This window comes from Mesorhizobium sp. P2_C7, from assembly GCF_056404515.1.
The window spans coordinates 1-17920 of the sequence record NZ_JBFUDW010000028.1; the positions used below are offsets into that span (position 1 = coordinate 1).

Below are 17920 nucleotides of genomic sequence, written 5' to 3' on the forward strand. Positions count from 1 at the left end.
AACACTCAATTCCGGTGATCAACTCACCGGCGGCAGCGGCACGGACACGCTGGTGCTGTCCGGGTCGGGATCGTTCGACCTCAACAGTCTTGTGGCCTTCAGCGGCTTCGAAAATGTGAACCTCACCGGCACGGGCGAGAGCCTGACCCTGAGGAATGGTCAGAACCTGGCCGTGAACGCGGGCAGCGGCAACACGGTGACGCTGGGAGCGGCAGACAACGGCGTGACAGTCTCTGTGTCGGGCAGCAGCGACACGGTTACCATCAGCGGCGCCAACGATACGGTGTCTGTGGCGGGCGATCATCAAGCCGTGAATGTCTCAGGGACGGACGACAGTCTTACGCTCACGGGCACAGCAAACGTCGTCACTTTCTTGGCATCGGGGACAAGCTTCCATCTCGATGCTGACAACGCGCTCTTCCGGACCCTACATCTCGGGAGCGGCAATGCCGTGAGCATATCAGGCGACGGAAACAGTCTTGGCATAAACAACAACAACGATACATTAACGGTGACTGGAAACGACACTAACCTCGATTTTGGCTCCAGTCATTTAACGACCGTATCTATAGTTGGGGACAACGCATCGGTGATATTTGGCTTTTATGCGTTTTTAAACTCTGTCAATATTACCGGCAACAATGCGACTGTGCAGGTTGATTGCCAAAGCGATGATTCGGTCAACATCACTGGGTCGAGCAATTCAGTGACGATATCATACGGCAATAGCCACGTAGTGTCATTCGGCGCAGGATCGGATAACAACAGCGTCACGCTCGGGGCAGGCAGCGCGACGGTCAGCTTCTTGAGCGGCACCAACACGGTGTTCGCGACGGCGTCCACTTTGAATGCCGGCGACCATCTGACCGGCGGCAGTGGCACCGACACGCTCAGCATCTCTGGTTCGGGCTCGTCCGATCTCAACAGTCTCGCCAGCTTCACCGGCTTCGAAAACGTCAATCTCACCGGCACGGGCGAAAGTCTGACCTTAAGAGACGGTCAGAATTTCACCGTCAATGCCGGCATCGGCAACTCGGTGATGCTCGGAGCCGCGGACAACGGCGTGACAGTCTCTGCGTCGGGCAGTAGCGGTGTGGTCAACGTTGGTGGTGCCCACGACACGGTATCGGTCTCGGGCGACAATGAGACGGTGAACGTCTCCGGCAACAGTGACAACATTGTCCTGAACGGCGCCGGCAACACTGTCAATCTACTCGGCGCCGATACGGCTATTCGGTTCGGGTCACCGGGCGATGGGTTAGATCACGTTTTTGGGTTCGCGTCAGGCGATATCTTCCAATTCGACCACACAGAATATGGCGGAGGCCTTGCGGGTGGCGGCGCCGATACTGGCGTCTTAGACTCATTGCACTTCGTTGCGAACGATTCCGGGTCAGTCAATACTGACCAAGTTTTCTGGTTCAACACTACCAACGACGTCCTCTACTATGATGCGGACGGCAGCGGGTCTGGTCAACCTTTAGAGATCGTTGCTATGGACACCGGGCACGTGCTTGATTCCACAGGTCTATTTATTGTGTGATAGTTTTCGGCTCTCGCCAACTTACGCAGACGCGTGACACGCTGCTAGAGGGGCTGGCCGTGCCGCATTTCCTGTTTGCTAGACGGAGCGGCCAAGGGCCATATCCTCTGCAGGCAAATAACGGTCGAATTCACTTCGATGTCTCGCCAGCTAATAGAGTCATTTTAATTGCTTTCTTGACGACCTTTCCGTAGCCCGATTTGGGAAGTTCGGTCCAGAACAAATACCGTTTCGGCAGCTTGTAGCGGGCGATCTTGTCCATCAGCCAATCATCGATGTCCAACGTTACGACGTCGGTGCCAGGCACTGCAACACAAACAGCAACACCGACTTCGCCCCAGATTGGGTCGGGCACCCCCAAAACGGCCACTTCGCTAATACTGGGATGCGCAAGGATTTTCTCCTCAATCTCTCGCGGATAGATGTTCGATCCGCCGGAAATATACATGTCCGATCCCCGGCCTGTTATGTATAAGAAGCCCTCAGAATCCATGTGCCCGACGTCACCGGTGCAGAACCAGCCATCCCGGAATGCCGCCGAGTTCGCTTCTGGATTACTGAAATATCCAGGAAAAACGGCTGGACCGATAACGCAAATCTCTCCCGTTTCGCCGAGTTCGAGCTCCTTGCCCTCAGGTGACCTGATGGCAATTTGCATCCCTGTTCGCTCAAACCCACAAGTGCCGATCCTCGCATCGGGACCGTCACCCAGTCGATGGTGATTGGGCGGGAGAACCGTGATGTTGCCCGTCACCTCGCCGAGCCCGAAATACTGGACCAGAACAGGCCCGAGCTTTGCCAGGGCGTGCTCTTGATCCGTGCGATACATCGGGGCTCCGGCATAGATGACATGGCGAAGCGATGAGTGATCATACCGATCCACAGCAGGATGCTCGACCAGCATCTTGAGGATTGTCGGGACGGTGAAGACGTTGGTGATGCGCCACTTTTCGATTAGAGCCCACGCCGCTTCAATGTCGAAGCGATCTGTCGCAAGCAGCACTGTCTTGGCGCCTCGCGCCACCTGTGTCAGCTGGTGAACGCCTGCGCCGTGAGACAGTGGTGCCACTACGAGCGATGCGTCGTCTTCTGTTGTCCCCGGCATGAGATCGCACAGATGGTTGGTGATGACGAACACCATCTGGCCATGCGTCAGCACGGCTGCCTTAGGCCGGCCAGTTGTGCCTGATGTAAACAGGAACCAACAGGGGTCGTCTCGTTCAACTGCTGCCGTTTCGACCTGCCTGCCGTCGTGCTGCGAAACCACCTTGTGGTAGTCCGCACCGAAGGCAGCTTCGCCGATGGATATGAAGAAGCGAAGAGGCGCGGAGGAGGCCGCACAAGCGGCCTGATGATGCGCAAACATGTTGCCGCAGATCATCCCTACGGCGCCGCTTACCTCTGCCTGGTAGGCTACTTCTTCAGGTGTCTGCCGGAAATTGGTTGGCACCCATACCGCGCCAATGCGGAAGCAGGCAAACATGGACTCAAACATCTGGTTGCAGTTTTGCGACTGCACGAGAACGCGGTCGCCTTTTTTGACCCCGTAGGTTTCAGCAAGGGCGCATGACATCGCACCGATCCGCCGATCGATCTCCCGCCATGTCCAGCATTTGTCTCCCCAGACAAATGCGATTTTTTCGGGAAATCGGCGAGCAGCCTGGGTGACGAAGTGCGACAGGTTCATCACGCGCTTGGACACCGGTTCGATTGAACTTTCGGTCGCCCAGTTCATCGGACCCGCTCCAGGATTGAGACGTAGTTAGTGACCGCCGCACCGCCCATGTTGAAGACACCCGCAAGGCTCGCATTGTGAACTTGCATTCCGCCGGCCTCTTTCATCAGTTGTTGTGCCGCCATCACATGCATGGAGACGCCAGTCGCGCCGAGCGGATGGCCTCTCGCCTTCAGGCCGCCAGATGGATTCACCGGCAGGCGGCCGGAACGTTGCGCAATGCCTTCGCGCACGATGCGAAAGCCTTGGCCTGGCAACGCCAGGCCCATTGCCTCGTATTCGATCAGTTCTGCGATGGTGAAGCAGTCGTGTGTCTCGACCAGATCGAGATCATCTATGGTCAACATGGAGGTATCGAGCGCCGTTACCCACGCCCGCCTAGCGCCATCAAAGGCGATCGGATCGCGCCGGCTTAGCGCCATGAAGTCATTGGCATGGCTCCTGCTACGAAATGCGATCGCACGTGACATGTCGGCTGCTGCCCGCTCGTCCGCTATGACGATGGCTACAGCCCCATCTGACACCAGGGAGCAATCGGTTCGCCGAAGAGGGGCGGCGACATACGGGTTGCGCTCCGATACCGTGTTACAGAAGTCGAAACCCAGATCTTTACGCATATGAGCAACCGGGTTGGCGACTCCGTTGCGATGGTTCTTCGCGGCGATCAGCGCGAGTTCCTCGGATCGGTCGCCATGGCGTTGAAAATAGTTCTGCGCGATGCGCCCAAATACTCCCGCAAAACCACCTTCCACGTCAGCCTCTTCCTTGCGATAGCAGCCGGACATCAGGACATCGCCAACCTCGCTGGAAGGCAGGCCAGTCATCTTTTCAGCGCCGATCACCAGAGCGATCCGTCCGCGACCGGCCTCGACGAAATCGAGTGCACCAAAAAGAGCGGCTGAACCCGTCGCGCAGGCGTTTTCGAAGCGGACCGCAGGTGTCGCGGCAAGCCCATCATGACTCATGCCGACCAGCGCGGCCTGGAAATCCTGACGGGAAAAGCCGTTGTTGTAGACGCCAACGAAGATGCCATCGACGTCGGTGGGTCCGACGCCGGCGTGGTCGAGCGCCGGGCCAACGACCTCCGCCATCAACGTTTCGGTGTCGGGGGCGGCGGACTTCCCGAAATTGGTGTGAGCCCAACCGATCATTTGTGCTTTGGCCATACCCGTTCCTTTTGGCGCTCGAAGAACGCCGTCCAATCAGCCCGTTCTTTTGATTGGGGCACCGACTGCTGCCATTGCGGTTCAGGCGCTCGCGCGCAGTTCCGGCTTCGCCGAAATCTCCCTCTCGAAAGCGCGAAGGCCGGCAGTGAAGGACTCCATCAGTTCCTCGATTTCCGCTTCGCTGATTGTCAGGGGAGGACAGACCATCAGCCATTCTCCAAACGAACCGCCGGCGGTGCGCCGCGAGAACAGCAGCAGTCCGTGGTCGCGGCAGATCATTCCTATCCGCTCGCTTGCTCGCATCTCCGCCGGGAAAGGTTCCTTGGTGACCTGGTCTGCGACAATCTCCACAGCCATGTGCAGTCCAAGCCCGCGAATGTCGCCAATGATGCCGGTCTTGCCTTTGATTTCCTCCAATCGGGACTTGATCAGGGCGCCCAGGTTCCGTGCCCGCTCCATCAGACCGTCTTCCTCGACAACCCTCAGAACCATGTCGGATGCTGCGCAGCTGACTGGATTGGCTGAATAGGTATGGCCGTGCTTGAAGCCGCCCGATCGACGCACATCGCTCACCATGTCTGCCGACGCCAGGACCACGCCGAGTGGCGCATAGGAGCCGCTGACACCTTTTGCGAGCGTGGCGATATCGGGCCGGCAATCCGGCCAATGATGACCGGCGAGAAACTTGCCTGTCCTGCCAGCGCCGCTCATGATCTCGTCGTAGATCAGCATAACGCCATAGCGGTCGCATATCTCCCGGATGCGGGTGGAATAGCTGTCCGGGGAAACCAGGGCTCCGGTCGATACGCCTCCGACCGGTTCGATCATGAAGGCGAGGATGGTTTCGGGGCCTTCCCTGAGGATCGTTTCTTCCAGCTGCCGCACACAGCGGTCGACGACATCCTGTTCACTTTCGCCGGCCGGGCGCCGATACATCAGCGGCGCGTCGACCTTTGGCATGTCGACAAACATCGGCCTATAGGCAGCCGCATAGTCGGGGTCACCGGTGATGCCGAGAAGCGCAGTTGTCGCACCATGATAGGAAGGGATGCGGCTGATGATCTTGAAACGTGATGCCTGACCTCGCGCCACCGCCACCTGACGGGCGAATTTGATCGCGGCCTCGTTGGCCTCCGAACCGCCGGAGACGAAGAAGGCGGCGCCATAGTTCCAGTTGCTCAAGCGCTCGAGTCTGGCGGCCAGCCGCTCGTTGGGGTCGTTGTCCCATCTCATGCTGTGCGCATAGATGATGCGCCCCATCTGGTCGCGCATCGCTTCCAGGACCCTGGGATGGGCATGGCCGACATTGACCGAAATGGCACCCGACGATCCATCCAGCAGACGGCGACCTGTGCTGTCCCAGATATAGACGCCCTCACCACGGACGACTTTCGGGAATTCTTTCGCGCCTTCGGGCGTGATGAAATGTTGATAGCGTAGTGTCATAAACAGTCCTCGCACGTTGCCTGCGGAGCGGGTCTTTTCAGGACCGCTAGGCAGGGAAAGAGAAACCATTGAGCGGGGAATTCGCCGTTAGCAGCTTCGGGTTGGGGTCAGAGCCGAACAGCATCCGATGGCGGGTAAAGGCTAGGAGTTCCGCCACGTGCTCGTCATTGCGCGGATCGTCGGGGAACGCTGCCCCAAAAATCTCGTCGACATAGATGCGGGTCATGATCTCGTCGGCGAACGCACTCGTTGCGTGCCCAATAAACCGATCGAACGCTGCGGGAACAGGCTGCGTCGCATGATCCCTGGCGATGGTCGAAAGTATTTCCGCCCACTGCGCTGTCAGCCTCAGCCAGACCGCGTTGGCTTCCGCGTCCTGTCGCTTCATCTGGAACAGAGATCGAAAGAACATCCGGCGGCGGCGGAACGCTCCAACGATTTCAATGAATGTCGCCTTCATCTGGGAGAACAGGTCGACAAATTCGTCGCCTTCGGGAATTGCCGGCGCAATGTCGACCGCGGCGAACTCCGAAAAGACCTCAAGCACTAGGTCACGTGTGCCGTCGAAATGCAGGTAGAACGTCCCTGCGGCGACCTTTGCCTTGCCGGTAATCGAGCTGATTGTGAGGTTGGCAAGGTCGCTTTCCGTCAAGCAATCGAACGCCGCCCGCTTCAGTTTTGCGCGAGTCCGCGCGCTCTTGCCTTCGCCACCCGCGCCCTTGATCTGGGCATTCAGAGCGGCGACGTAGCGATCACCCAATGCCAGATGCGGTCCGGCAGGGGCTGCTTGGCTCCGGCCTGACGGGATTCCAGCCGGCAAGGTGTTTGGCGCATTTTGATCCGTCATCTCGTTCCCCATCAGGAAGCCGCCGCGAGCAGCGTGCGGTCAGGCAGTGCCTCCCCGACCAGTCTTTCGAATTGGCGGGCAAGCTCGGCCAGGTCGAGCGCAGCTTTCTTCTCACCCGACAGATCCATCACAACCTTGCCGCGATGCATCATCAGCACTCGATCCGTGTGGCTGAGTGCATGACCAAGATCATGGGTGACCATGACCGTCGTGATGTCTTGCGCGCGCACGATCTCCTCGGTTACGTCAGCCACAATTTTCGCACGCTTGGGGTCGAGCGCCGACACGTGCTCATCCAGCAGCAGAACGCGTGGATTGCGGACCGCGGCCATCGCCATCGCCACTGCCTGGCGCTGCCCCCCTGATAGGGTGCCTGTGGATTCACCGAGCCGATCTTCCAATCCCATGCCAAATCGCTGAAGCGCGCTTCTCGCGTCCAGCCTCACGCTATCGCGGTCATAGCGGCGAAGGCGGAAGGCACGCTCCCTTCCCATCACCGCCAGTGCAAAATTCTCCTCGATACTGAGGGACGAAAGCACATTGTGCTCGGGGTTCTGGCGAACGAGCGCAATCTTGGAAGCCCTCTGCCACGAGGGCTTCTCGCTCATGTCCTCTTCGTCGATGTGCAGAGACCCCTCATCGAGGAGCAACGTCCCCATGAGGATTGAAAGCAGGGTGGATTTTCCAGCGCCGTTGGAGCCGATCAGCGCAACGTAGGAACCGCGTGCGATATCAAGGTTCAAATCATCCAGTGCGGTGAAGACTTCCTTTTTGCCAAGGCCGGCAAAGCGCTTCGTCGCGTGGCGAAGACGTATCGCTGGTGGTGCGCCACCAATGCGTCGCTCAGAGAAGGGTGGTGACACGATCGTTCTCCAAGAATTGCACATGTTTGCGCCGGCGGGCGCGCCAGCCTTCGAACCCGGAAATCGTTAGCGTGCCCTTTCCGTGGATGCGGGCTGCGATGAAGGCGAACACCAGCAGCGCGGTGATCAATCGAACGGAGTTTGGCGGGATGCCCATTCTGAGGCTGAGCGCCACGATGCAGCGATAGATGATCACGCCGATGATAACGGAGGTCACCCCGACAGCGACTTTGTCGGAACGAATGACGCTGGTCCCGATCGTCAAGGCTGCCAGGCCAACCACGATCACACCACCTTGGATGGAGACATCCATGAATCCCTGGCTTTGCGCGACCAGCGCCCCCGATGCAGCCGCTAGTGAATTGGCCAGCATAAGACCAAGAACCTGATGCATCTCCGTGCGGATGCCGAGACTTCGAGCAGTCTGTATGTTCAGCCCACTTGCGCGTGTCGCGAGGCCGTAGCCGGTGTGCAGAAGCCAGACCAGGAACGTCGCGAAGATCAGGGTGACGGCGCCCGCCACAATTATGGAGGCCGCCTGGTTACGCAGGCCGAGATTCTCGGCCCAAGTGAACAACGTATCCACCCGGACGAGTGAGACATTGCCTGTGCCCATCACGGCGATGCTGACGGACCACGCCGCTGTGGTCATCAAAATGCCGGCGAGCAGAACGTTCATCTGAAGGATTACGTGCAGCAGCGCCGTCACAAGTCCGGCGAGCGCGCCGGCACACATGCCGAGCAACAGCGAGCTGACCGGATCGACCCCCATGAGAAGGCTGCTCGCTGCAGCCGCACCACCAAGGCCGAACGAGCCTTCAAGTGTGAGATCCGGCAGACTGAGCACGTTGATCGCGAGGTAAATACCCAGCGCCAACGGTCCATAGAGGAGCCCAATCTGGGTCCCGATCACGAGCACATCGATCAGCATCGAAATCCGCCTCAGTAGGTTTTGACTGCTGAGGTCATCATAGCCTCGGGAATCTTGAGCCCCAAAGCGCCCGCTTCGGTCTTGTTGATCTCGAAGCCGGCAATCTTGGGAATGATGACCGGTGTCGTGGCGGGGTTGGCGCCCTTTAGCACCGCTACCACAAGGTCGGCGGCCCTCATTCCAACAGTCACATAACTGTAGCTGCCGGCCAGGATCGCGCCACCCTTGACTGCATCGGACGTGCAGCCGAACACGGGAAGCTTGGCATCCTTGGCAACCTTTAGAGCTCCTGCCATGCCCGAGATCGTCGTCGTGTCGCAGGGGAATTCGATCGCCTGAACGCGACCCACAAGCGACTGCGCTGCCTGGGTTGTTTCGCCGGCATTGGCAATACCCGCGGTGACGTGCTTCAAGCCTTTGCTTTCGATGTGCGCGACCGCGCGTGCCGCCAGAGGATCACCCGCAGGATCGCCAACCTTGTAGATAAGACCGATGGTTTCGATAGTGGGCAGGATACTCAACATGCCGTCGATTTCCGATTCGACCGGCAGAGGATCCGACACGCCGGTCATGTTACCGCCGGGCTTGTCGAGGGACTGAACGATGCCCGCCTCGACGGGTGTCGACACGCCGACGAACACTACGGGAACTGTTTTGGTCGCCTGCTGTATGGACTGGGCGGCGGCGGTGCCAATGACCACAATGAGATCACAGCCGCCATTGGCAAATTGCTGCGCGATTGTCTGTTGTGTCGCGGCGTCAGCCTCGGGGTTCTGGATATTTTGAACCACCTTTTGACCACCCGAAGCCTTCAGGCCGTCGTTCATGCCTTTCAGAATGTCATCAATGACAGGCGCCGACACATATCTGTTCACACAGACTGTCTTGCCAGAAAGCGCTGCATCCTCCGCTTTAGCGGCCACTGCGGAAGCGAAAGTCATACCTGCAACAGTCGCCAGTGCGATCGGTGACTTCATGTCAGTTCCCCGTGTTTGGCCGCCTTGCCGGCAGCGCTTGTCCGTTCCAATTATGAAACTGAATGCAGTTTCATAATTTGTCAATCCGCTTTAGCAAAAATGTGTTTAGGTGTCGGCCGTCAGCCGGGCGGAGCTTCCTGCGACTGGTCCCTTAACCGGCATCGCCGACCGATTGACGTTTGCGGTTAATGTCCTGGCGCCCCAGCCATTATTATTTATTGTTTAGAATCAGCCGCTTACACAGAATTCAATTTCCTGATGTGGGGCATTCTAGGTCACCTGTTTAGGTGTCCTACTCCACCTAACTGACTATCACTTTTTCGTCGGCTTTGTGACGGGTGGCGTCGTCATCGTCGTGCCAGCTTGTTCTTTGCTGGAGGTCGGCCTGCGGCCACGGCGCCTCGACCGTGCTGATGGCCAAGGCATTCCCGAACTCGCGCTTCACCGGCTTCGACTATCACGCCCCGTCGATCGAGCGCGCCCGCGCCGCGGCCAAAGAGGCCGGCGTCGCCGGCAACGCGCACTTCGAGGTGGCGGCGGCCAAGGATTTCCCCGGCGCCTACGATCTCGTCGCCTTCTTCGACTGCCTGCACGACATGGGCGATCCGAAGGGGGCTGCCAGGCATGTGCACAAGGCGCTGAAGCCGGACGGCACCTGGATGATCGTGGAGCCGTTCGCCCACGACCAGCTCTCGGCCAACCTCAACCCAGTCGGCCGCATCTACTATGCCGCCTCGACCTTCATTTGCACGCCGGCCTCGCTGTCCCAGGACGTCGGGCTGGGGCTCGGCGCCCAAGCCGGCGAGGCGAGGCTTCGCAAGGTCGTGTCGGGCGGCGGGTTCAAGCGGTTCCGCCGCGCCACCGAAACCCCGTTCAACATGGTGCTCGAGGCACGCCCGTAAGGCTGGCCAGGCAAGTGTCTTCGCAATCAACTGGAGGAAGGCATGACTGCTTACAACGTCGTTCGGTTCCGCACAAAGCCCGGCAAACAACAGGCATTCATCGATGCGCACAAGAAGGCGTGCCTCGACGTCAACGGCTTCCGCACAGTAGCGCCGGCGACCCATCTTCTGCGTCGTCGGCGAATGGACCGACATTGAGATCCTGGCGGCCGCACGGCCACAAATGATCGGCCGTTTATACACCATGCGCGACATGCTTGTGGATCTCGGCGGCGACCTCGGCGTCACCGATCCTGTCTCCGGATCGGTCGTCGCCGACATCGGGACCTGAAGTGGCCCAGCTGCAGGCTTGGTGTGCACTGCTCGACCACCAATGTGGAGGGCCAGTCCGTCAAAATCAACGAGCGACGCACGAACTACTGGAGTGTGACCAGCCATCGACGTATGATCTAATCCTCAATTTTTCGGGAGGACGAGCCATGAATGCAGTGCCTCAATGGCGGCTCGCAGGCGACTGGTTCGACATCTGCAGCTGCGACATCCCTTGCCCGTGCGAATTCGCCCAGCGGCCGACCGGCAATCACTGCCAAGGTGTGCTCGCCTGGCATGTGCGCGAGGGTCAGTATGGCGACGTGAAGCTCGACGGCCTGACGCTGGTGGCGCTCGGCGAGTTCGAAGGCAATCTATGGGCTGGCGAGGCGAAGGCCGTGATGGGCATGTATCTCGACGAGAAGGCGAATGAGCCGCAGCGCGAAGCACTGCAGTTGATCTTCGGCGGCCACGCCGGCGGCTGGCCGGCGGGCTTTGCCGCCAATGTCGGCGAGATGCGTGGCATGGAGTTCGTTCCGATCACTTTCGAGGTGGCGGGCGACCTGGCCACCTGGCGGGTCGATATTCCTGGCCTCGTCGTTGGGCGCGCGGAAGCGCTTTCGGGTCCCACCACACCACCCGGCAAACGGGTGCAGACGATCAACCCGCCCGGCTCGGAGGTCGGGCCTGGCCAGGTTGCCACCTGGGGGCGTTCTGTCGAGGTGAGCACCAAAGGCTTCGGGCTCGACTGGACTGGCACGGCCCGCTCGAGCAAGCACATTCCGTTCGACTGGACCGGCCCGAACTAGGGCATGACAATGGCTGACGCGTTCCTCAGGAAATCGCGGCGGCTCACCCGGAATCTGCGCGGCATCCCCCTCGGTCTTTGCGCACTGCTAGTTGGGCTGACAGCAGCGGCGTGGGCGCTTACCCTCTACCAGACCTTCAGCATGGATATGCCCATGGGCATTGCCGTGCGCGGTGGTATGGAGGGTATGGAAGGCATGGCCGGCATGGCGATGGGCGGTATTGCCGCGGACGGCTGGTCAGTTGCCGGCGCCGCTGCTTTTCTCGCTGTGTGGACCGTGATGATGGCGGCCATGATGCTGCCAGCTGCGGCGCCCATGATATTTATGTTCGCAGCGGCGCAGGCTAGGCGCGAACAACACGTGGCCATCCCAACGTGGACCTTCGTCGCGGGCTATCTGCTCGTCTGGGCGGCGGCGGGCCTTGTCGTATATGTCCTGGTCCAGCTCGGTAGCGACGTTGCAACGAGCCTCGATCCGCCCCAGCGTGCGAAATGGGCACCGCTCGCACTCGGTGCCACGCTTGGCGTCGCCGGGGTCTACCAATTCACGACCCTCAAGCACATTTGCCTCAGCCATTGCCGTTCGCCGCTCGCTTTCGTTGCTCAGCACTGGCGCGACGGGCGTGTTGGCGCGCTCACGATGGGGCTGCGCCACGGTCTCTATTGCTTCGGCTGCTGCTGGGCGCTGTTTGTAGTGCTGGTCGCGACCGGCGTCATGAGCGTCGCCTGGATGCTGCTTTTGACGCTGCTCGTCTTCGTCGAGAAGCTGCTGCCCCGCGGCCGCCACTTCGAAGGTAGTTTGGGCGTTGCTTTGGTGGCCCTCGGGATTGTTGTATCTCTAGGGGCGATCGATATGTCTTGGATGGGCGGCTAGACGAGCAGGGTTTAAGCATCTCTGCCGTGCCGGCAGACGCTTTCGACGGCAATCCATTCGCATCGCCCTGGTTTTTTAGTAGGCTGTCGCGCGGCAAGACGGCAAGGTTGAGGGTCCGGCGTGACGGTAGTCGACGATCGTCTTCTCGAAAGCAGGATGACCAAGGTGGAGCAGGCTCGAGCCTGGAGCCCACGCGTCATCTCGAAATTCGAGACGCTGATCAGGAGCGGCGATGACCACGCACTGTATCGCGTTAATCCGCTGAGCTTTGCTCGAGAACGCGCAATCGCCGAGCCTGAAGCAATAGACCTCTTCCTTCATGCCGCCCGCTGCGGCTTATTCGACATGAGCTGGGATGTGCTGTGTCCTCAGTCCGGGATGGTGCTCGATAGTTTCGGCGCCCTGCGCACGCTCAAGACCCACTATGTCTGTGGCTTGTGCGATGTATCGGGCGACACCGACCTCGACGACTTCATCGAGGTCACCTTCTCGGTATCGCCGAAGTTACGGCGTTTGCCGCACCATGATCCCGAGACACTCCCCGTCGAGGATTTTCATTGGAAGCTCCACTTCGGACATGATGGGCGGCTACCGGGCCAAGACGTTCGCTTTCTTGACGTTCTGCGCGGCTTCGTTCGGGGCATGGCGTTTCTGCCGCCTGGCACCACCACAGTGCTCCGCGCCGACCTGGGACCGGGCGCCCTTTCGGGCGTCAACGTGCAGACGCAGGCCGCATTCGCTGTGCCGATATCAGGCGATCCGGCGTTGGAGCCGGCGCTTCTGAAGATCGATTATGACGGCAAGCGTTTCTTGCCGTCGTTGCCCGCTGTGCCACCTGGTCCGATTGTCATCGAGGTAGCGAATAGGGGGCCAGTGCGAGGTTCGTTGCTTGTCATCAACTGGCCGCCCGAGCTTGTCGCACTGACTACCAAGCCGGCGCTCGATTTCGACCCTTATGTTTCCGGTGGAGCGCTGCTTGCGCGGCAAACCTTCCGCCAGCTCTTTCGGTCCGAGCGTGTCGACGAGAAGGAGGGGCTCAGCATCCGACAGATCACCTTCCTGTTCACGGACCTCAAGGGTTCGACCGCCATGTATGAGCGCCTGGGTGACCTCAACGCCTATGCTTTGGTCCGCGAGCATTTCGCTCTGGTCAACGCGGCGGTTCAGCAACATACCGGAGCGGTGGTCAAGACCATTGGGGATGCGGTGATGGCTGTATTCTCGCGGCCGTCGGATGCGATTTCGGCCGCACTCCACGTCTTTGAAGAAATCGATCGCTTCAACGGAGACCACGACGGGCCGGGGATCATCCTCAAGATCGGTGCCCACTGTGGACCGTCGATTGCCGTGACGCTTAACGACAACCTCGACTATTTCGGCCAGACCGTGAATGTCGCTGCGCGCGTGCAGTCCTTGGCAGAAGCCGGACAGGTCTGCATTTCCGAGGCGCTCTATTCCGCGCCCGGGGTTCGCGAAATGCTTGCTGGCCATCGTGTCGTGGCTTTTGACGCGCCTCTTCGAGGTGTGGAAGGTGATGCAACTGTCTATCGCATTATGCGGCGATAGACACGATTGCGTGCCAACTCCATTTCGCACTGCCTAGGAACTGGAACTTAGATAGGCTGGTTCTGCGAGAGGATTGAACTCCGAGTTGTATTAATAAAATCAATGACTTATGAGATGTTTTGTAACATTGTGACGACAGTCGAAATGACCCGATAGCCTGCGGAATGCCGCTGCTTTGCGAGCCGGGAAAGAAGACGTGGGCCAGCCACGCGCACAGCACGAAGCCCAGGGGCGTGATCGCAAGCGGCAGGAAACTGCGCCAGCGGCCGTCATTGCCTATCATCGTACGAAACAGGCCTTGCGCCCTGTCGGCCAGCACCGCGAACAGCACGCTGATTACACCGATGCCTTGCGTTCTTAGGATCGCAGGCTTTTGGGGAAGTGCCGATCGAGCGTCCAAGCCGAACGGGCAGGCGCTGAAATCGATATTGGTGCCTAATGGCTAGGGTCCTAGCGACCTTGGGTTTGGGCGGGCGGCTGTCGAGCCCCTGAGTAGGTGGGTCGCGGGTCAGGCGCCGAGCGCCGCAATCATCGTCGGGAGATCGGCGATCGTCGTCATGTGCCCCTGCCCTGGCAGCACCGCGAGCATCGATCCGGGGATCAGCTGAGCGGTGTGCTCGCTGTGGGCGATCGGCAACGCCGCATCCAACGCGCCATGGATGATCCGGGCCGGCGCAACGATGGCGCCGGGGTCGAAGGCCCAGGGCCGTCCCTGCACCAGAGTGTCCTGCGCGTAGCCAATCACTCCCTGCCGGAACGCCTCGCGCGCGGCCGCCCCTATCGCCGGGCCGGCACGTTCGTCTGCGAGGAGGTCGGCATCGGGCTCAGCGAAGACAAAATCAGACACCGCTTCGAACCGGCTTCCGTCCGCGCCAAATTTCTCCGTGCACCAGGCGATCGCCGCAGCCTCGTCGGCTTGGCGCATCGCTTCGCCCTCGACTTGGCTGAATCCGACCCAGGCATCGCTCCAGCCCATGTCGGTAACGCCGCCGAAGACCGCCAAAGCCGAAACACGCTGCGGAAGAAGAGCCGTGCAGACGACGGCATAGGGGCCACCCGAGGAATGGCCGGCAACCATGAAGCGGTCGATGGACAGCGCATCGGCCAGCGCCGCGACGTCGGCGGACCAGTCGGTCAGCGAACGGCCTGGGAACGATGACGATCGGCCATAGCCGGGGCGGTCGGGCGAGACGGCCCGAACTTTTCTCGCGATGAACTGCTCTTCGAGGTAGGCGAGGTGCAGGCGGCTCATCGGCGCGCCGTGGAAAAACAGAACAGTCGGCCAGCCCGGCTCGCCGATATCGGTGTAGGCAAGCACGCGTCCGTCGCTCAGGGTGATCTGCAAGTCTTGCACAGGCGCCTGCTCCCGGCCAAGATCGCTATCATCGGGGATGCCGACCTCCGACAGCGGCAGACTACCATACCTGACGGATGGTGCCAGCCGTCGGAGGCGTCCGGGATTTTCTGGGTAGCGCGCTATCCGCAGGCGGTAAGTTTTTCAATCATCGCGATGATGGCTTTGGCAAAGGCTTCGCCCTCGTAGAGCAGCAACACCCCTTGCTCGCTCGGCAGCACGCCAGCCGGGCAGGTCTGTTCTATGGCCATGCGAACCAATTTGAGCCAGGCCCGTTCGTTGCAAATCGTCTCTCGGGCTTCCATGCTTTCCCTTTGATCGCCGTCGCTACTCCGCCTCATCTCGAAGTGCCGTCTTGTTGCGCGACACAGGCGTCCAGTCAGTGATCGTATCGGCATCGACTGTAATCAGCCCACCAGCCTTTACCGTCACCTTTTGATAGTCCTCGTCGATGTGGCTGACCTCACCTCTAAGCTCCAACTCGTCGCCCGGTTGGGTCTTCTTTGGTGCTGAGATCAAATAGAGAAAGCCATAAGACGGAAAGTTCGGACAAAAGACCTGACCGGCATCGCGTTGCTCGCTGCTACCTCGGCCGCATGTGCGAAGCGAGTTATTTGCTCATAAAGGGCGGGCTGCATGGGAATCAGTTCCGCGCAGCGCCTCCAAACATGTCCCTTCGGATGCACGTCGAAAAGATTGTATGATTGCGCGCAGGTGAATTTGCCGACGGACGCTCATGCCGATCTTTTCAGTCAAGCACTCGACCGTCTATCGCTATACCCAGAAGGTAAGCTTTGGCGAGCACCGGCTTATGTTCAGGCCGCGCGACAGTTTCGATCAGCGGCTTCTGAACCACGCTCTGTCCGTGGACCCCGAGCCGAACGAAGTTCGCTGGATCCATGACGTTTTTGGAAACTGCGTAGCCGTGATCGATTTCAACAGTTCGGCCAATGAACTTCATTTCGCGACAGATATTTGCCTCGATCATACGCCGCAGCATTCGCCTGATTTCCGTATCGATGAGGCCGCCCTGACTTATCCATTCGCCTATGATCCCGACGAGGCGGTCGACCTGGCGCAAACAATGGAACGCCATCATGCCGATGCCGGCGATGAGGTCGGTAAATGGGCGCGACAGTTCGTCAGTGCATCAGGACACACCGAGACCGGAAAACTGTTGATGACGCTCTGCTACGCCATCCATGAGAGCTTCGCATATTCCCGCCGGTTCGAAACCGGAACCCAACCACCGCTCATGACCTTGCATCTGCGCAAAGGGACATGCCGGGACTTTGCGCTTTTCATGATGGAAGCGGTTCGCTCGCTCGGCTTTGCTGCCCGCTTCGTGACCGGCTATGTCTATGTGCCCAGCCGTGATAGCGATGCTATCCGCGGCGGAGGATCCACGCATGCATGGTGCCAGGTCTACTTGCCCGGCGCCGGCTGGATCGAGTTCGATCCTACCAATGGCATTGTCGGCAACCGGGATTTGATCCGGGTGGCTGTAGCCAGGCACCCTCGGCAAGCCATCCCTCTTTCAGGGACCTACGCAGGCAGCGCCTCAAGTTTTCTGGGCATGACCGTTGAGGTGAGGGTGGCGAAGGAAAACCCGTCAATAAGAATTAGCTCCGCCTAATATTCTCTGGAACTGTTTAGGCCAATCTGGAGTTTGCCCGGTTCATGAAGCAAAGATTGGAGCATCAATGCGGATCCGCGCAGGTTTCAGCCTTACCTACGAATGTCCGCAGCCGACGCCAATGCTGCTGGTCCTCGAGATCCATCCCTCACGCCGCGTCGATCTGCTGACGGATCAGGTCATAGGCTTTGATCGCCCGATCGAGGCGCGCGGCTACATTGATGCTTTCGGCAACGCGTGCACGAGAATAGAAGCGCCCGCAGGGCTGACGACGGTATCGACTAGCTTTGAAATATACGACACCGGCAAATCCGATGTTGTCCTGCCAGACGCCGTTCAGCACGATATCAAGGAACTCCCGGACGACGTGCTCAGGTTTCTGCTCGGGAGCCGGTATTGCGACGCCGATCGGCTTGGTGACTTCGCTTGGACGAACTTTGGCAATACCACGCCCGGATGGACCCGGGTCCAAGCGATCTGCAATTTCGTGCACAATCACATCACTTTCAACTACCAAGCCGCGAACCCGCTGCGAACCGCCTACGGCGCTCTCGAAGATCGAACCGGCGTCTGCCGCGATTTTGCGCATCTGGCAATCTCACTGTGCCGCTGCATGAATATTCCCGCGCGCTATTGCACCGGTTATCTCGGCGACATCGGCGTGCCTCCCGTGCCGGATCCCATGGATTTCAGCGCATGGTTCCAAGCATATCTAAGCGGTCACTGGTTCACATTTGATGCTCGGCACAACCGCCCGCGCATAGGTCGGATCCTGATGGCGACGGGTTGCGACGCGACTGATGTTGCTCTCTCAACCAGTTTCGGTGCATCCAGACTTGCTGGCTTCGAAGTTGTCACGGAAGAAGTCCAAACGGACCAATTGTCGGGGAATTCTTTCGGCAATACCGAGTCTTCACCTTGATCTGATCGATGTGACGATAAGGGTCCACGACGGTGCGCGGC

16 protein-coding genes and 1 pseudogene are annotated in these 17920 nt (G+C 59.6%); 7 read left to right on the forward strand and 10 right to left on the reverse strand.

The features are described 5' to 3' along the window. Positions 1 to 1543 (forward strand): beta strand repeat-containing protein (locus AC1D2G_RS33560; RefSeq protein ID WP_477419419.1); only part of this gene is annotated, 1543 nt, incomplete at its 5' end. Between the two features lie 130 nt (positions 1544 to 1673). Here the strand turns inward: AC1D2G_RS33560 and AC1D2G_RS33565 are convergent. The 7 genes from AC1D2G_RS33565 to AC1D2G_RS33595 form a co-directional block, all read right to left on the reverse strand. Next, positions 1674 to 3278, reverse strand: coding sequence for an acyl-CoA synthetase (locus AC1D2G_RS33565; RefSeq protein ID WP_477419421.1), 1605 nt, complete (start codon positions 3276 to 3278; stop codon positions 1674 to 1676). After that, on the reverse strand, positions 3275 to 4444 hold the full coding sequence (locus AC1D2G_RS33570) for an acetyl-CoA acetyltransferase (protein WP_477419423.1): 1170 nt from the start codon (positions 4442 to 4444) through the stop codon (positions 3275 to 3277). Before AC1D2G_RS33570 ends, AC1D2G_RS33565 begins: the two co-directional genes overlap by 4 nt. Before the next feature lie 81 nt (positions 4445 to 4525). Next, positions 4526 to 5890 carry an aminotransferase family protein gene (locus tag AC1D2G_RS33575; RefSeq protein WP_477419425.1) on the reverse strand — a complete coding sequence of 455 codons (1365 nt, stop codon included), beginning with the start codon at positions 5888 to 5890 and terminating at the stop codon, positions 4526 to 4528. A gap of 46 nt (positions 5891 to 5936) precedes the next feature. Next, complete coding sequence (locus tag AC1D2G_RS33580; protein WP_477419427.1) at positions 5937 to 6749, reverse strand: TetR/AcrR family transcriptional regulator; 813 nt, start codon at positions 6747 to 6749, stop codon at positions 5937 to 5939. Beyond that, positions 6749 to 7600 (reverse strand): ABC transporter ATP-binding protein, encoded by an 852-nt coding sequence (locus AC1D2G_RS33585; RefSeq protein ID WP_477419429.1) that lies wholly within the window; start codon positions 7598 to 7600, stop codon positions 6749 to 6751. The genes AC1D2G_RS33580 and AC1D2G_RS33585 overlap by 1 nt, the downstream gene beginning before the upstream one ends. Beyond that, entirely contained in the window at positions 7581 to 8531 is a 951-nt protein-coding gene (locus AC1D2G_RS33590; protein ID WP_477419431.1) for an ABC transporter permease, read from the reverse strand. The genes AC1D2G_RS33585 and AC1D2G_RS33590 overlap by 20 nt, the downstream gene beginning before the upstream one ends. A gap of 11 nt (positions 8532 to 8542) precedes the next feature. Next, complete coding sequence (locus tag AC1D2G_RS33595) at positions 8543 to 9508, reverse strand: ABC transporter substrate-binding protein (protein WP_477419433.1); 966 nt, start codon at positions 9506 to 9508, stop codon at positions 8543 to 8545. Between the two features lie 386 nt (positions 9509 to 9894). Between AC1D2G_RS33595 and AC1D2G_RS33600 the strand changes: the two are divergent. From AC1D2G_RS33600 to AC1D2G_RS33615, 4 genes and pseudogenes are all read left to right on the forward strand, one after another. Beyond that, positions 9895 to 10410, forward strand: a pseudogene (locus AC1D2G_RS33600) (class I SAM-dependent methyltransferase); the annotation flags it as partial. A gap of 479 nt (positions 10411 to 10889) precedes the next feature. Continuing rightward, positions 10890 to 11528, forward strand: a complete 639-nt coding sequence (locus AC1D2G_RS33605; RefSeq protein WP_477419435.1) for a DUF1326 domain-containing protein — start codon at positions 10890 to 10892, stop codon at positions 11526 to 11528. Positions 11529 to 11531: 3 nt separating this feature from the next. Then, the gene (locus tag AC1D2G_RS33610; protein WP_477419437.1) at positions 11532 to 12401 is read left to right on the forward strand and encodes a DUF2182 domain-containing protein; all 870 of its coding nucleotides are present in this window, start codon (positions 11532 to 11534) and stop codon (positions 12399 to 12401) included. 120 nt (positions 12402 to 12521) lie between these two features. Continuing rightward, a complete protein-coding gene (locus AC1D2G_RS33615; protein WP_477419439.1) occupies positions 12522 to 13967 on the forward strand; it encodes a DUF5939 domain-containing protein in 1446 nt (481 codons plus the stop codon). A gap of 508 nt (positions 13968 to 14475) precedes the next feature. Here AC1D2G_RS33615 and AC1D2G_RS33620 read toward each other — a convergent pair. The 3 genes from AC1D2G_RS33620 to AC1D2G_RS33630 form a co-directional block, all read right to left on the reverse strand. Continuing rightward, complete coding sequence (locus AC1D2G_RS33620) at positions 14476 to 15312, reverse strand: alpha/beta fold hydrolase (RefSeq protein ID WP_477419441.1); 837 nt, start codon at positions 15310 to 15312, stop codon at positions 14476 to 14478. A 131-nt stretch (positions 15313 to 15443) separates the two neighbouring features. Beyond that, positions 15444 to 15626: a hypothetical protein gene (locus AC1D2G_RS33625; protein WP_477419443.1), complete on the reverse strand. Its 183-nt coding sequence runs from the start codon at positions 15624 to 15626 to the stop codon at positions 15444 to 15446. Positions 15627 to 15648: 22 nt separating this feature from the next. Continuing rightward, on the reverse strand, positions 15649 to 15840 hold the full coding sequence (locus tag AC1D2G_RS33630; protein WP_477419445.1) for a cupin domain-containing protein: 192 nt from the start codon (positions 15838 to 15840) through the stop codon (positions 15649 to 15651). 217 nt (positions 15841 to 16057) lie between these two features. On the opposite strand from AC1D2G_RS33630, the gene AC1D2G_RS33635 reads away from it, so the two are divergent. Together AC1D2G_RS33635 and AC1D2G_RS33640 are read left to right on the forward strand one after the other, a co-directional pair. Then, positions 16058 to 16957: a transglutaminase family protein gene (locus AC1D2G_RS33635; RefSeq protein ID WP_477419447.1), complete on the forward strand. Its 900-nt coding sequence runs from the start codon at positions 16058 to 16060 to the stop codon at positions 16955 to 16957. Between the two features lie 67 nt (positions 16958 to 17024). Further along, positions 17025 to 17879: a transglutaminase-like domain-containing protein gene (locus AC1D2G_RS33640; protein ID WP_477419449.1), complete on the forward strand. Its 855-nt coding sequence runs from the start codon at positions 17025 to 17027 to the stop codon at positions 17877 to 17879. The last annotated feature ends 41 nt before the right edge of the window (positions 17880 to 17920 follow it).